At 46.6% G+C, this 14482-nt stretch carries 13 protein-coding genes and 2 pseudogenes; all 15 read right to left on the bottom strand.

Annotated features, from left to right (window positions below):
• Nucleotides 1-12 precede the first annotated feature (12 nt).
• The 15 genes and pseudogenes from flhF to fliH all read right to left on the bottom strand — a co-directional run bounded on the left by flhF (nt 13) and on the right by fliH (nt 14461).
• A complete protein-coding gene (gene flhF / locus AC3CIA_RS04285) occupies nt 13-1614 on the bottom strand; it encodes a flagellar biosynthesis GTPase FlhF (protein ID WP_488518571.1) in 1602 nt (533 codons plus the stop codon).
• Between the two features lie 27 nt (nt 1615-1641).
• Entirely contained in the window at nt 1642-3741 is a 2100-nt protein-coding gene (flhA, locus tag AC3CIA_RS04280) for a flagellar biosynthesis protein FlhA (protein WP_102540310.1), read from the bottom strand.
• Nucleotides 3742-3953: 212 nt separating this feature from the next.
• On the bottom strand, nt 3954-5084 hold the full coding sequence (gene flhB, locus AC3CIA_RS04275; protein WP_004736213.1) for a flagellar biosynthesis protein FlhB: 1131 nt from the start codon (nt 5082-5084) through the stop codon (nt 3954-3956).
• Nucleotides 5085-5093: 9 nt separating this feature from the next.
• The gene (gene fliR, locus AC3CIA_RS04270; RefSeq protein ID WP_004736212.1) at nt 5094-5876 is read right to left on the bottom strand and encodes a flagellar biosynthetic protein FliR; all 783 of its coding nucleotides are present in this window, start codon (nt 5874-5876) and stop codon (nt 5094-5096) included.
• Nucleotides 5877-5882: 6 nt separating this feature from the next.
• Entirely contained in the window at nt 5883-6152 is a 270-nt protein-coding gene (gene fliQ / locus AC3CIA_RS04265) for a flagellar biosynthesis protein FliQ (protein WP_004736211.1), read from the bottom strand.
• Nucleotides 6153-6163: 11 nt separating this feature from the next.
• Nucleotides 6164-7093, bottom strand: coding sequence for a flagellar type III secretion system pore protein FliP (gene fliP / locus AC3CIA_RS04260; protein ID WP_017084521.1), 930 nt, complete (start codon nt 7091-7093; stop codon nt 6164-6166).
• Entirely contained in the window at nt 7080-7559 is a 480-nt protein-coding gene (gene fliO, locus AC3CIA_RS04255; protein WP_488518570.1) for a flagellar biosynthetic protein FliO, read from the bottom strand. Before fliO ends, fliP begins: the two co-directional genes overlap by 14 nt.
• Complete coding sequence (fliN, locus tag AC3CIA_RS04250) at nt 7559-7969, bottom strand: flagellar motor switch protein FliN (protein WP_004736208.1); 411 nt, start codon at nt 7967-7969, stop codon at nt 7559-7561. Before fliN ends, fliO begins: the two co-directional genes overlap by 1 nt.
• A gap of 29 nt (nt 7970-7998) precedes the next feature.
• Nucleotides 7999-9042, bottom strand: a complete 1044-nt coding sequence (fliM, locus tag AC3CIA_RS04245; RefSeq protein WP_004736207.1) for a flagellar motor switch protein FliM — start codon at nt 9040-9042, stop codon at nt 7999-8001.
• 7 nt (nt 9043-9049) lie between these two features.
• On the bottom strand, nt 9050-9538 hold the full coding sequence (fliL, locus tag AC3CIA_RS04240) for a flagellar basal body-associated protein FliL (protein WP_004736206.1): 489 nt from the start codon (nt 9536-9538) through the stop codon (nt 9050-9052).
• Nucleotides 9539-9611: 73 nt separating this feature from the next.
• Nucleotides 9612-11243: pseudogene (locus tag AC3CIA_RS04235) on the bottom strand (flagellar hook-length control protein FliK); the annotation flags it as partial.
• Nucleotides 11244-11288: 45 nt separating this feature from the next.
• A pseudogene (locus tag AC3CIA_RS04230) lies at nt 11289-11702 on the bottom strand (flagellar hook-length control protein FliK); the annotation flags it as partial.
• Between the two features lie 182 nt (nt 11703-11884).
• Nucleotides 11885-12322, bottom strand: coding sequence for a flagellar export protein FliJ (gene fliJ, locus AC3CIA_RS04225; protein ID WP_017076818.1), 438 nt, complete (start codon nt 12320-12322; stop codon nt 11885-11887).
• A 19-nt stretch (nt 12323-12341) separates the two neighbouring features.
• Entirely contained in the window at nt 12342-13661 is a 1320-nt protein-coding gene (gene fliI, locus AC3CIA_RS04220) for a flagellar protein export ATPase FliI (RefSeq protein WP_010439337.1), read from the bottom strand.
• Nucleotides 13661-14461, bottom strand: a complete 801-nt coding sequence (fliH, locus tag AC3CIA_RS04215; protein ID WP_488518569.1) for a flagellar assembly protein FliH — start codon at nt 14459-14461, stop codon at nt 13661-13663. The genes fliI and fliH overlap by 1 nt, the downstream gene beginning before the upstream one ends.
• Between the last annotated feature and the right edge of the window lie 21 nt (nt 14462-14482).

Genomic DNA, 14482 nt, shown 5'->3' with positions numbered 1-14482 from the left:
TTTATCCGCCGCCTAGAGCCCTTCAGAATCGCTATTCCAGTAATGAGGTTCATTCTCTGTAGATTTTTCTAATAACTCATTGGCCTTAGCAATCATATACTTTGGCTGAGCTATGACGATATCTTCAGGAACTCGTTGACCATTTGCTATGTAAGCAACTGGTAATGCATTTTGTATTACCACACTGATGAACTCACCCAAGCTAAGGGATTCATCCAGCTTAGTCAGGATACATCCCGACAACGGGATTCTTCTAAAGTGTTCAATGGTTTCTTGTAGTACTTTGCGCTGTGCGGTTGCAGGCAACACAAGGTAACTATTGATAACGGAACCACTCTCTTGCATCAATGTGTCTAACTGCTCAGATAGGCGAACATCTCGTTGTCCCATGCCTGCAGTATCGACCAGAATCAGGCGACGATTACGTAACTGATATATTACATCGGCCAATTCACTAGAATCTTTAGCAACTCTTACAGGACAACCCATAATTCGACCATAAATCGATAACTGCTCATGTGCACCTATACGATATGTATCCGTTGTCACTAGTGCGACGTTGTCGGCGCCATATTCCATGGCTGCGCGTGCAGCTAGCTTAGCAACCGTCGTTGTTTTACCTACGCCAGTCGGGCCCAATAAGGCCACAATACCACCGCGTTTTAAAATATCTTTTTGCGTTACCGAGATCTGGTCAGCAACCAGTGCTAACAAGGCCTTCCATGCACGTGCAGGCTTGGTATCTTCAGGAATGTAACAGGCCATTTGATCGGCAAGCTCGGCAGATACACCCATACGCTCGAGGCGTTTGATAAGCATGGCTCTGAGCGGTTCACGACGCTCAACTTCTTGCCACATTAGCCCTGATACTTGATGCTCTAATAGACGACGAATTGAGGTCATCTCTTCACGCATCGTCTCCATTTCTGCATCTGAACCTTTCGACTGAGGGTTCTCACGACCACGATCATAACGGGTAGGATCCAAACGAGGTGCTGGACGCTCTACTCTGCGGTCTTCGGCAATCAATTTAGATAAGCCTGTTTCACGAGCAAATGCTGAATCGAGGCTCCCGTGAGATTGCTGGTTACCAGAAGACTGTTGATTGCCAAGAGACTGTTGATTGCCAAGAGACGACTGGTTGCCGAGAGACTGACGATTACTATGTGGCTGATGATTGCTATGCGGCTTATGACCCGTGCTGGATTGGCGATTTAGCAATGCTGACAACGAGTCTTCGTTTTCAGCGCGGTGCTGTGGCTCATCATCAGCGCCATGACTGTATTGCTTTAGCATATTCGCAAAGCGTTTAGTCATTGAGCGTCCACCTTCAGCACTTGTCTGTAGGCTAACCTTGTCATCGTCTAATTGACGACGCCCTGCCGGTGCTGCGGGTGCGGCCATTTGCGTATATTGGCTTTGCGCAGGCTGCTGAGGTTTATTTAATCTCTGGCTCGCTGTCGACGGGCTAGATTCGCCATCAATAGCGGCAACAATTTCCACGCCACCTGCGACCTTTTTGTTAGACATGATCACCGCTTCTGAGCCAAGTTCTTCTTTAACTTGGAGCAGTGCGGTTCGCATATCTTTTGCAAAAAATCGTTTAATTTTCAATTCGATCGTCCGTTCTAATTAGGCGGCTTAATTACCAACAGCTTGTACTATACGTATCTGCTTTTCGTCCGGTATCTCTTGGTAAGATAACACTCTCAAGCTTGGGATCGTGTTCTTCACGAACTTAGCCAGAGTTGAACGCAATACACCAGAGGTCAGTAGCACTGCTGGCTCACCTTTCAGCTCTTGCTCTTGTGTGGCATGGCTGAGTGAGGTCTGTAAACGTTCGGCTAAACCAGGTTCAATACCAGCAGATTCTCCGCCGGATGCCTGCATGGTTTGATGCAAGATTTGTTCCAGCTCTGGAATCAAGGTTATTACGGGCAACTCTGGCTCTATACCATTGATTTCTTGAACAATTAGTCGTTTCAAAGAGATACGAACAGCCGCCGTAAGTATGTCAGGTTCTTGACTCTTACTTGAGTACTCCGACAAAGTTTGGACTATTGTTCGAATATCACGAATTGGAATGGCTTCATTCAATAGGTTCTGTAGCACTTTCACAACGACGCCAAGCTGTAATTGGTCCGGTACAAAGCCTTCCACCAGCTTAGGCGTTGAGCGGCTAAGCATCTCAAGTAAGTTCTGAACTTCTTCGTGACCAATCAGTTGTGATGCGTTATTCGTTAGCTGTTGACTGAGGTGAGTGGCCAACACGGTTGATGAATCAACAACCGTGTAACCTAAGGCTTGCGCATGTTCACGCTGCTCTTCACGAATCCACACCGCTTCTAGACCAAAGGCAGGGTCAATCGTCGGCTCACCATCGATCATTCCATACACTTGGCCTGGGTTAATGGCTAATTCCATATCCGGCTTAATCTCAGCCTCACCAACCGCAACCCCCATTAAGGTGAGTCGGTAACTGTTTGGCGTCAATTCTAGGTTATCGCGGATGTGTACTGCTGGGATCAAGAAACCAAAATCTTGAGACAGCTTCTTACGCACCCCTTTAACGCGTTCAAGCAGTTCGCCACCTTGGTCTCTGTCAACTAGAGGAATCAAGCGGTAGCCAACTTCTAAGCCAATAATATCAACAGGCTGAACATCATCCCACGAAAGTTCTTTCTGAGAACCCGTCTCCCCACTCGCTTCAACCGTAGCTGGAAGGTTGGGTTGTTCGGCTTTTTTCTTGTTCTTTTTATCAATGTAATAGGCACCTGCACCTGCAACGACAGCAAGGCTCAAGAACGAGAAATGCGGCATACCCGGCACAATACCCATGATGCCAAGGATTGCAGCAGTGATCATAAGGGCTTTAGGATTATCGAACATTTGGAAGACAAGCTGCTCGCCCATGTCTTCATCGGTGTTTTGACGCGTAACCATCATCGCTGCAGCAATAGAAAGTAATAGCGATGGAATTTGAGCAACCAGACCATCACCGATAGTCAGTAGTGTATAGATTTCGATTGCTTCACCAAAACCAAGGTCAAACTGAACCATACCAATACTCAAGCCACCAATAATGTTGATGAACAAGATCAAGATACCAGCGATCGCATCACCTTTAACAAACTTAGATGCACCGTCCATTGAACCGTAGAAATCGGCTTCTTTGGTCACTTCAAAACGTCGAGTACGAGCCTGATCTTGGTCGATCAAACCTGCATTTAAGTCGGCATCGATTGCCATCTGCTTACCCGGTAAAGCATCAAGGGTAAAACGTGCACTTACTTCCGAGATACGACCCGCACCTTTGGTGACAACCATGAAGTTGATGATCATCAGGATCAAGAACACCACCAAACCAACCGCATAGTTACCACCGATAACCACGTTACCAAAGGCTTCGATAACGTTACCGGCAGCGTCACCACCCTCATGGCCATGGAGCAATACCACACGTGTCGAAGCAACGTTCAAGGCCAAGCGGAGCAGAGTCGCAATCAGGAGTACGGTCGGGAATGCAGCGAAGTCTAAAGGCCGACGGGTATAAACCGAAACCAATAGCACAACCATAGACAGTGCAATGTTGAAGGTGAAGAACATATCCAACAAGAAAGCTGGAATGGGCAACACCACCATAGCTAGCGTTGCAAGCACCATAACAGGCGCGCCAATCGCAGGCATGGCACGGTTAGGAATTTTAGGTAGCTTGTCCGCAAAAGGCAGGGTGAATTTCATAAATCTAGGCAGTTTCGCTATGTTGTAGCTATCTCACTAAGCAGATTGAGGCCTAGGTCTAAGCTATGTTGCTATGGGCTAATATGTTCGGAATTGATATAGCAAACACTGTACCAACATCTCACGTCAAATTATCGCCATCACCTCGGAAACAAGAGGGGTAGCTAAGTTGCTATTATCAGGGTTCATCAAGCTGAGCTCAAGCAATTGATCTAATGTCGTAAATCAGGTGGGATCGGCATATTAGAATCTTGCAGTTTTGGCCTCTCTCCACCTTTTTTTCGGTATTGCTTAAGCTGGAAAACATATGCAAGTACTTGTGCAACTGCCGCAAACAGACCGTCAGGAATTTGTTGTTCTAGCTCTGTGGTGTGATAAAGCGCCCTGGCCAATGGCGGTGCTGGAATAATATAGATGTCATTTTCTCGTGCGATTTCACGGATCTTCATCGCCATGTGATCGACACCTTTAGCAACCACAATTGGTGCCTTATCTTGATTCTGCTTATAGCGCAGCGCCACTGAAAAGTGTTCCGGGTTGGTCACAATCACATCCGCTTGAGGAACGTCAGCCATCATTCGTCGTTGAGCGGCTTCTCGTTGCAGCATACGAATACGACCTTTCACTTCGGGTTTACCCTCAGTGTCTTTAAATTCATCTTTGACTTCTTGCTTGGTCATCTTCAGCTGATCGGCGTGTTGCCAAATCTGGAATGGGATATCAATGGCGACCACGATGAGTAGAGAACAACTGATCAACAAGATGAAGTTAAGCAAAATATCTAAGGCATGGAATATATTCTGTGGGTACACATCCATACTCAACTGCATCAAGTCATGTTGAGAAGCTTGAATCAGGTAAATGGCCATGCCCGATACCAAAGCCACTTTCAAGATAGATTTCAGCAGTTCAACCCAGCTTTGTAAGCCAAACATACGCTTGATACCACTCAAAGGATTGAGCTTAGATGCCTTTGGCATAGCGGCTTGCATTGAGAAATTGACCCCACCAACACCCGCAGCGCCAATCACAGCAGCAACGAACAAAGTGATTAGAATCAAGAACAGTGGAAACAACAAGTTTACTAATGCGCCACCCGCTATTTCCAGTAGCTTATTAGTATCAAAAATCTCGTCACGACTGAGTGAAAACAGGCGTTGCATGGCCTCGAACAAAGCCTTCGCCATCGATTCGCCAAACCACATTAAAGAAATCGCACCGACTATCAATACCGATGCTGACGCCAGCTCTTTTGACCTTGCAACCTGCCCTTTCTCTTTGGCCTGTTGCAAGCGTTTGGGCGTGGCGTCTTCTGTGCGTTCTTGACCGTCTGACTCTGCCATTTCAGTCTCCTAGCAATCTAACCGGATTAGACGACATATCTGTTGCTCGCCTTGTATCCAAAATAGCTCATAATGGCTAAACAATCCGCCAAGGATGTACCAACAAAGTAACAGACCCACGAGTAGCGCAAATGCAAAACCCAAAGAAAATATGTTTAGCTGAGGTGCCGCACGTGTCATTACACCAAATGAAAGGTTAATCGTCAGCAGCGCAATAATACCCGATAACGACATCGCTAATGCTGTTTTGAACATGATTCCAAGCCACAATGCCAGCTCTCTGAAATCGACGGCGGTTAAAGAGCCACTGCCAATCGGCAAGGTTTTAAAACTGAACACCACCAATTGCAGCATTTTCAAGTGGCCATCGGTCGCCAAGAAAAACATGGTCGCCAACAGCATGAACAGTTGGCCAAGTACTGGCGTATTTTGACCGTTAGCAGGATCGACCATAGAGGCAAAACCCAAACTCGATTGCATACCTAAAATCTGACCGAGCATAACAAAAGTTTGAATCAAAAACTGAGTAACAAACCCCATGGCGACACCAATCACGATTTGTTCAAATACCGTCAAGAATCCTTGGAAGGACAGCAGCTCAATCTCTTTAGGAACTGCTGGGATTGCGGGCATCACAGCAAAGGTGATCGCCAAACCTAAATACAGACGGATACGCGGCGACACAAAGCGTGCCCCTGTTACCGTCATCACCATCAGCATGGCTGAGATGCGAGTGTATGGCCAAAAATAATTGGCTAACCACTCTAATACAAGGCTCGTTGGGTATTCCATATTGGTTTAATACAGAACTTGCGGCAAGCGTTCGATGAGTTCGAAAAAAAACTCCATCATCATCTGAGTCATCCAGTGAGCAAACATCATCAACGCCAATAACGTCACGATCAAACGTGGTAGGAAACTCAATGTTTGTTCATTGATAGACGTCGCAGCTTGGAAAACCGCTACGACTAAACCAATCAATAGGCTAGGAATAATAATGGCACATACCATTATCAGTACCATCCAAAGTGCATCTCGGAACAACTCTACGAATATTTCAGGATTCATTATTCCCCCAGCTACAAGGCAAAACTGCCGGCGAGAGTGGAGAGTATCAAGTTCCAACCATCAACAAGAACGAACAACATCAACTTAAATGGTAACGATACAATCATCGGTGACAACATCATCATACCCATAGCCATCAATACCGAGGCGACCACCAAGTCGATGATTAAGAAAGGTAAGAACAGCATGAAGCCAATTTGGAAAGCCGTTTTCAGCTCCGATGTGATAAACGCTGGAATCAGAACCGCCATGGAAACATCTTCAGGGTTAGTCACTTCCGCACCCGAGATCTCAACAAAGGTTTCTAGATCTTTGATTCGGGTTTGTTTGAGCATGAAAGACTTGATCGGGCCTTGGGCAACGTCGAACGCCTGTCGTGCCGATATTTGTTCATTGAGATAAGGCTGAACCGCTTGCTCATTAACTTGATTGATCACTGGTGACATGATGAAAAAGGTCAAAAATATCGCGATACCAATAATCACTTGGTTTGAAGGCGTTTGTTGGAGACCCATAGCCTGACGCAAAATAGACATCACCACCACAATACGGGTGAACGACGTCATCAAAATTACCATTGCCGGCAAGAAGCCAAGCATGGTCATTAGGGCCAATATCTGTAAATTGATCGAGTAGTCTTCACCGCCATTGGCGTTGGTGGTCATGGTAAAGGCAGGGATGCCACCACCATTACCCGTTAAACTACCAGTGGTCATGGTTTGCGATTTAGCTTGGTCTTGTTCCATCGTGCTGATGGTAACCGACTCTGAGCCTGCTGTATTCGCTGGAATGACGGTGCCATCTTCAGCCTGTGCAAATACCGACACACTGAACACTAAAGAACAGAGGAGAATGAGCTGAACCAACAACGCTTTTACCACTCGAAAAGATCCGATTTGGCAAAAGTAAGATGAGGTAAAAAGTCCGTTACTTGTTTGCATCTTTTTTAATTAGCTGGGAAAGCTGACTTGAAAACGTACTTTTTTCCAGCATCTCCTGAGTAAGAGGTTTATCGAGCTTAGAGATCAGCTGAATGGATTGCGTGGTAATACCTACTAAGAACTGTTCATCACCTGCTTGCACAATCGCAATGCGTTCCTTAGTTCCAACAGGAATCTGCCTAACAATAGCCAAACCTTGTTGATTCGACATTGCAGGCACTTGCATTCGCTTGAGTAACCAAGCAATAAATAAGATGAATGCGATAACGAAAATTAGCGACCCAAAAGTGGTCGCTAAATCAAGAGAAGGAGGCGCGGCAAAGGCAATAGAAGGCGTAGACAACAGCCCTATTCCCAATATTCCACGGGACAAGCGTGTGATTTCACGAAACAAGCCGGTCACTCCGCTAAACAAACCAGCTATCCCGTGAGACGAGCCCACCAATCTTTTTGGCGAAAAGCGCATTAACGTAGCTTCTTAATTCGTTCTGTTTGGCTAATTACGTCAGTCAGACGAATACCAAATTTGTCGTTCACCACAACCACTTCCCCGTGCGCAATCAGGGTACCGTTAACCATCACGTCTAGTGACTCACCAGCAATTCTATCGAGCTCTACAACCGAACCTTGGTTCAATTGAAGTAAGTTACGGATACTGATCTGAGAACGGCCAACTTCCATCGAGATAGTCACTGGGATATCCATGATGGTATCCAGTTTACGACGCTCATCTTCAGAAATCGGAGACGATGAATCAGTTAGCTCATCAAGTGGTGCCGCAAGCACATCATCAACATCAATTGACGGTGCTAAAGGGTCTTCACCAAGTGCTGCAGCCCATTCGTCTGCTAACTTTTGATCTTCACTAGGTTCCATTACCAATTCCTATACTTTTATCTATGCTGCTATTCGTCATCATCGCTATTTTCGAGCTCAGACATTAAGTCTTTGCCTAGAAAAGCGAGATCAGTTTTGACCACATGCGGTCTTTGAATTTTTTCCGAAATCTGTACCGCGAGCTTCTCACCAGAACGCCCCATTTTCACACGATAAGTCGGCAGTTCTTCGACAAACATCGTCGCGTGTTCAGGCATGTTCATAGGAATGACATCCCCTGGGCGCAATTCCATCAAATCACGCAGGGAAATATCTTGCTCTAACAAGTTCACGCGAAAATTGACTGGCACATCCATGATTTCATCACGCAGCGCGGTGCTCCAACGAACGTCGGTTTCCATTTTGTCTGATTGAACACCGGCATCAAGCAATTCACGAATCGGCTCAACCATGGAATAAGGCATCACGACGTGGAAATCACCACCACCGCCATCCACTTCAATGTGGAATGAACTCACAACAATCACTTCGGTTGGGCTCACAATGTTCGCCATGCTTGGGTTCACTTCAGAATCCAAGTATTCAAACTCAACCCCCATCACTGGAGACCAAGCTTCTTTGTAATCTTCAAAAACAATTTTCAGCAGTAACTGAATAATTCGTCTTTCTGTTGGCGTGAATTCACGGCCTTCAATCTTGGCGTGAAATCGTCCATCGCCACCAAAAAAGTTTTCTACAAGAATAAATACAAGGCGCGCTTCCATAGTGATCAGCGCTGTGCCTTTTAATGGACGGAAGCGAACCATGTTTAAACTGGTGGGTACATACAATGTGTTTTGGTACTCACCAAACTTCATCATTTGGACACCATTGATCGACACTTCAGCCGTTTTACGCAACATGTTAAACAAACTGATCCGCATATGACGTGCGAAGCGCTCGTTAATAAGTTCAAGGGTCGGCATTCGACCACGGACGATTCGATCTTGAGATGAGAAGTCGAAATTGACCGCACTGTCATTCTCGGTTTCTAAGACATCTTCAACTTCTTCAACATCATCAACGCCATGTAATAGCGCATCAATTTCGTCTTGGCTTAATAAATCGGTCACAAATTACCTATTGAATTACGAAGTCAGTGAATAACACTTTTTCAATCACAGGCTGGCCAACAGCTTGAGCCAGACTTGCTTTAATATCTTCCGTTGCCTTGTCACGCAGTTCAATTCGCCCAGTGGGTGAGCGTAATTGATCAACCGTTGCCGAAGCGAACGTGGCCAGTAGCGTACTTTCTACGAGTGGAGAGTGGTAACGTGCGAGGTCTTCATTCTTACTGCCACGTACCATCAGCTGTGCTTTTATCTGAACTAGGCGATCTTTTTTATCCCCCGTCACATTAAACAAGAAAGGCTGAGGAATATTAACATACATGACAGGCTCTGCTGCGACCACTGCGGTGGCTGGCTGAGACTGAGATTCAGAGGCACTATCATCGGAGCCTAAGAAAAAGAACAGCGCACCACCTATGCCAAGCAGCAAAACGACTACCGCTATAATGATGATAAGGAGCTTGCTCTTCCCTTTAGGTGCATCTTGTTCTTCTGCCATACTTTACTCTAACTTCCTGTTCTTTCGATTAACTGATGGTTCTTTCTATCAACCAAGCGTTCTTAGCCTGATATTAGGCATAATAACTAATTCCATCACGCTTTGATGCGACATTCAATTCAAGATTGCTGCCACTATCAAGGTTTTCATCACCTTGGCCATCATTTGTGCGGTTAGTGCCGGATTGTTGCTCACCATTGTTGTATCTATCCTGCCCCTGACTAGAGCTCTGTTGCTGAACTGACGAATCGGCTAGTTGTAGACCTTGTTGAGCAAGCATCTCCCTCAAGCGAGGTAAGGTTTGTTCAATCACATCTCTTGCCTGTTGATTGCTAACCGTAAAGTGCACGTTCGCCACATCATTATTCATGGTCATTCGGATTTTCATCTGACCCAATTCTGGTGGGTCGAGACGAATGTCTAAGTTCTTGAGGTTCTTAGACATCATCATTTGGACTTTTTCCGCGACCTGCTCATTGGCTAGCTCTTTGGTGAGCTGTAAAGGCGCTTGTTGAGCAGCTTGAATTTCAGCTCGCGTAGGTGCTGAACCAACCGTTGCTGTACCCTGTGCGCCAGCCGCAGAAGCGATCTGCTGGGCCAAGGTCGAATCTTTAGAATCTTCTTTAGCACCCGCTTTACCCAAACCAGACAATGCAGCGGCACCAGCGCCCGCTTTAAGAAGCGCGTCAGTCGAGCTTGCTTTTGTGGCTGCTGGCGTTGCATTCATCGCTAGGCTTTGTGCCGTTAAGCTAGGATCTAAGGCCGCTTGCTGCTGCATTGGAGCGGCATTACCTTGTTGAGAAGCCAATTGTTGAGCCGCATGCGCATTATTGGCGTGCAGCATTGCCGCCTTATCCGTAAGAGCATTATTTGCTGATTGAGAAGCGGCCTGCGCTGATACTTGTTGTGCAGCCGTCGCTACTGCCGTTGTTGATGCCACCGCGGCTAAGGCTTTGGCTTCATTTGAATCAGTGTTGTCCCAATCAATAGCGGCGGGTTCACCGGATGTGCTGTTCACGTTCGGAGCTTGGTTTAGTAAAGCCGTTGCTTGCTGTTGAACATTGGTTAGTTGTTGATTCAATACTTCTAAGTTAGAGGTTGCTTGAGCCAGCGCAGCTTGCTCATCGACCGTCAACTTAGCGCCACTTTGTTGCTTTTGAACCAGACCATCGACAACAGACTGTTCTGATTCGATTTGACCATTCAATTGGTTTAACGCTTTGGTATGGGCATCAACCTGTTTTGCGAGTTCCATATCTGCTGCTGAGAGTGCTTGACTCTGATCGGCAGCAACCGCACTGGCCGCGTTCTTTTGGCGCAACTCTCGGCTCATACTCGCTTCAATTTGTTCTGGGGTGACGCCTTTATCCATCAACTGTCGAATTTCATCATCAGTCAACTGTGAAACACCCTTACCTCCGGTAAGCACGGCAATTTCAGAATCGACCTCAAGACCGTTTTCTTGATTTGTTGCATTGGTTTGTTGTGCCGGTTTACCCACGGTGTCGGTCGCAAGAACGCCCACAGCAGTGGCACCTACAATCTTGCCTTGAGCTTCATCAGCCTTCACTTGCTGAGGCAAGCCTTTGCCGTTGTCAGGTTGATTCAGTGTTTTGTTTGCCTCGTCCAACTGACCAAGCAATTTATTGCCTTCACTCATCGCAGCACTAGCTTGAGATGCCCCCTGAGCATTCAGCTCTGCGGATTGTGTATCAGAATCACCTTTGGGCTGAGCCGCAGCCAAGGTATCGTCATCAGACGGTTTCGACGAGGCTTTATCGCTCGACTGTGAATTTAGTTCAGACGTCTGTTCAGTAGCTGCGTTGCTAGTAGCCGTATTTTCAGCATCCGTCGCTGCTTTAGCCTGCTTGGTTTGAGCTTCGCTAGCCTCATCAGCGATCTTAGACTCAGTTGAATCACCTTTAGTCTTTTCAGCCGATACTTCTTCTTCCGCAGAGGTCTGTTTTTCGTCTGATTTTGGGGCGCCATCAGTGTCTTTTACTGCCACTTTGCTGTCACTTTCTTCAAAGCCTAGCGCTTCTTTAAAAGACTCTAAGAAACCTTTAGAGTCGCCGGTCTCTTCTACCTTTGAAGAGGCAGAACCGGTGTCCAACAACGATGACGTTTTGTTGGTCGCTGAATTTGAGGAAAGGCTAACATTCATATATACAAGCTCTATCTACTAGCTTTGCTGCCATAAATCGGACAACAAAAAGAAAGTCGGGTGCTTTTCATGCCTTTGCTGGGCATAACGCGCAATTTTATATAAAACGGAGCAAGAAACATGCCTATTAGTTCTGTTCTCACAATCTGAACGGCAACACCAGCGTCATTCAGGGCTTAGGATCACATCTTCTTTCGGCCATACATCAGCGTCGAGAACTCATCCATTTGCTTTTGTTCTCTTTGATCTTGCAGCTTTGCCTTCTCTTTCTGTTTTTTCTCCATCAACCACTCGTAGGATTTACGCTTTTTACGTAGCTCCATCCAGTAGTTTTGGCAGTTGTCGACTTGGTTTTTAAAATGGTGCTCCGCTTCTCTCTGTTTAGATAATGTTTCATCTAGTTGAGTTAAGAAACGGTTCAAGTGACCGTACTGACTCGCTGTGAGTCCTGCTTTTCCGCGGTCAATAAGTTGCTGACAGTAATCAAGTCGGTACTTTTCAATCTGAGCGACCTGCTCATAGTAACCTTGAAGCTCTGAATTCGCTTTGTTGAGCGCGAGTACGGCTTGGTTCTCTTGATCCTTGGCTTGGTCGAGCAAAAATTCTAATGCGTTATCCATGACTAACCTTATTCACTCGTTAGCCACCCAATACATGTTTCAACATGTTGACACACATGTCATAGGGAACCGTTTCTTTCATTTTTTGCTGTAAGTACTCGTCCAACCTCGGTTTCAAGGTGAAGGCACTATCAATGGCAGGATCAGTCCCCGGTTTGTAAGCACCAATCGATACCAAATCTTGGTTTTTACGACAGATAGAGAGTACTTGGCGCACCGCTTTCGACATCAATACATGTTCTTCGGTGGTGATTTGCGGCATAACACGACTGACGGATTTCTCGACATCAATCGCAGGATAATGTCCGGCATCGGCCATCTCACGCGATAAAACAATGTGACCATCAAGAATCGCTCGTGACGCATCGGCAATGGGGTCTTGTAAGTCATCACCTTCAGTTAAAACGGTAAAGAAAGCCGTGATAGAACCTTGTTCATCGTTGCCGTTACCCGCACGTTCCACCAGCGCAGGAAGCTTGGCGAATACTGATGGCGGATAACCTTTGGTTGCTGGCGGCTCACCCACAGACAGAGCAATTTCACGCTGAGCCTGAGCAAAACGGGTCAATGAATCCATTAATAAAAGAACATCTAAACCTTGGTCGCGGAAGTACTCAGCTACAGCCAGTGCAGTTTGGCAACCTTTCAATCGCATCAGCGGCGATGAATCCGCAGGAGCAGCGACCACCACAGATCGTTTGCGTCCATCTTCGCCAAGAATCTCTTCAATAAATTCTTTAACTTCTCGTCCACGCTCACCGATTAGACCCACCACCACCACTTGCGCGGTTGTGCCTCGAGTCATCATCCCGAGCGTGACCGACTTACCGACACCGGAACCAGCAAACAGACCAATACGCTGACCTTTACCTACCGTCAGCAAGCCGTTTATGGCCTTCAAGCCGACATCGAGCGGTTCAGAAATCGGTTTTCGAGCTAAAGGGTTGATTGGCTCAGCATTAAATGAAGCGCGTTGTTCGGTATAGATGGGACCTAGCCCATCAAGTGGATTACCCACACCGTCGATCACTCGGCCAAGCAATTCCATTCCAACAGGGATACCGCTTTCAGTGGTCACGGGGGTCACACGAGCGCCAGGTAATATCCCAGTGATTTGTTCACTCGGCATCAAAAATAAGTTATCGCCAGAGAAGCCGACGACTTCGGCTTCCATCTGACCAGACATGGTTTCTACTAAACACAGGCTGCCGATGGGTGCTTTACAGCCGGTCGCTTCAAGCGTTAAGCCAACAACGCGTACTAACTTACCAGAGGCAATTGGTCGCGATTTTAGCCCTTCGACTTTGTATTGGCTAAGACGATTTGCTAATTCAAGCATTACTCATGACCCTGATGACGGTTTGCGCCACAGAAGTTTTGAATGACGTTTTTCACACGGTCTTCCATGCGGTAGTTAACGCTCGACTCACCCGCTTCGATTTGTACGTCACCACGGTTGAGTGCAGGCTCTGCAACTAACGTCCAATTGCGGCAATCCAATTCAGTTTCGCCATACGCAGAACGAATAATCGCGACGTCTTCGGGATTAAGCTTCAATGTGATCGCATGACCTGAGATCGGCAACGACTCGACCGACTCTTTGACGGTATCTAATATGATTTGTGGGTTGGTTTGCACTTCAACATGAACCACTTCTTTGACCATGGTCAGTACCATGTCCACCAATTGCTTCTCTACCTGAGAGTTCATCAGCTCTAACGGTTGAGCAAACTGGTTGGCTAGCCCCATAAAGATGGCAACTTGCTGCTGAATGTACTCTTGACCAGCAGTCACGCCTTCAAGCTTGCCGGCTTGGTTGCCTTCTTCGTGGCCTGCAACAAACCCTTCTTCTTTACCTTTATCGTAACCCTGTTTAAAGCCAGCTTCTTGCCCTTGATGAAGCCCTTCTTGATAAGCACCTTGCTTAATCAGTTCGATTTGCTCTTCAGTCAGAACAAGCTCTTCGTCTTCAATGGCTTCTTCAACCGTCGGCATCCAACTAGGATCGTAATTAAAGGCCGTTTCTTTGGCTTGTTTATTCACATCAGAGGTGTAGTCAGGCAACCCCCATTTTTGAGGTTGGGCAACCGTATTATCTTCTTCAGGGCGAAGGAAGCCGCGTTTTCTATCACCTGACATATCAGTACCTATCTATGAATG

The organism is Vibrio sp. QJM3NY_27 (assembly GCF_057785955.1).
This window is presented reverse-complemented; position numbering and strand designations above follow the sequence as displayed.

What these genes read in the sequence shown, in the direction of transcription:
- fliQ (WP_004736211.1), bottom strand. Translation starts at nt 6,152, where the DNA reads ATGAATCCTGAAATATTCGTAGAGTTGTTCCGAGATGCACTTTGGATG.
- fliN (WP_004736208.1), bottom strand. Translation starts at nt 7,969, where the DNA reads ATGGAACCTAGTGAAGATCAAAAGTTAGCAGACGAATGGGCTGCAGCA.
- fliH (WP_488518569.1), bottom strand. Translation starts at nt 14,461, where the DNA reads ATGTCAGGTGATAGAAAACGCGGCTTCCTTCGCCCTGAAGAAGATAAT.
- fliO (WP_488518570.1), bottom strand. Translation starts at nt 7,559, where the DNA reads ATGCGCTTTTCGCCAAAAAGATTGGTGGGCTCGTCTCACGGGATAGCT.
- fliI (WP_010439337.1), bottom strand. Translation starts at nt 13,661, where the DNA reads ATGCTTGAATTAGCAAATCGTCTTAGCCAATACAAAGTCGAAGGGCTA.
- flhA (WP_102540310.1), bottom strand. Translation starts at nt 3,741, where the DNA reads ATGAAATTCACCCTGCCTTTTGCGGACAAGCTACCTAAAATTCCTAAC.
- fliJ (WP_017076818.1), bottom strand. Translation starts at nt 12,322, where the DNA reads ATGGATAACGCATTAGAATTTTTGCTCGACCAAGCCAAGGATCAAGAG.
- fliP (WP_017084521.1), bottom strand. Translation starts at nt 7,093, where the DNA reads ATGCAAACAAGTAACGGACTTTTTACCTCATCTTACTTTTGCCAAATC.
- fliR (WP_004736212.1), bottom strand. Translation starts at nt 5,876, where the DNA reads ATGGAATACCCAACGAGCCTTGTATTAGAGTGGTTAGCCAATTATTTT.
- flhB (WP_004736213.1), bottom strand. Translation starts at nt 5,084, where the DNA reads ATGGCAGAGTCAGACGGTCAAGAACGCACAGAAGACGCCACGCCCAAA.
- fliL (WP_004736206.1), bottom strand. Translation starts at nt 9,538, where the DNA reads ATGGCAGAAGAACAAGATGCACCTAAAGGGAAGAGCAAGCTCCTTATC.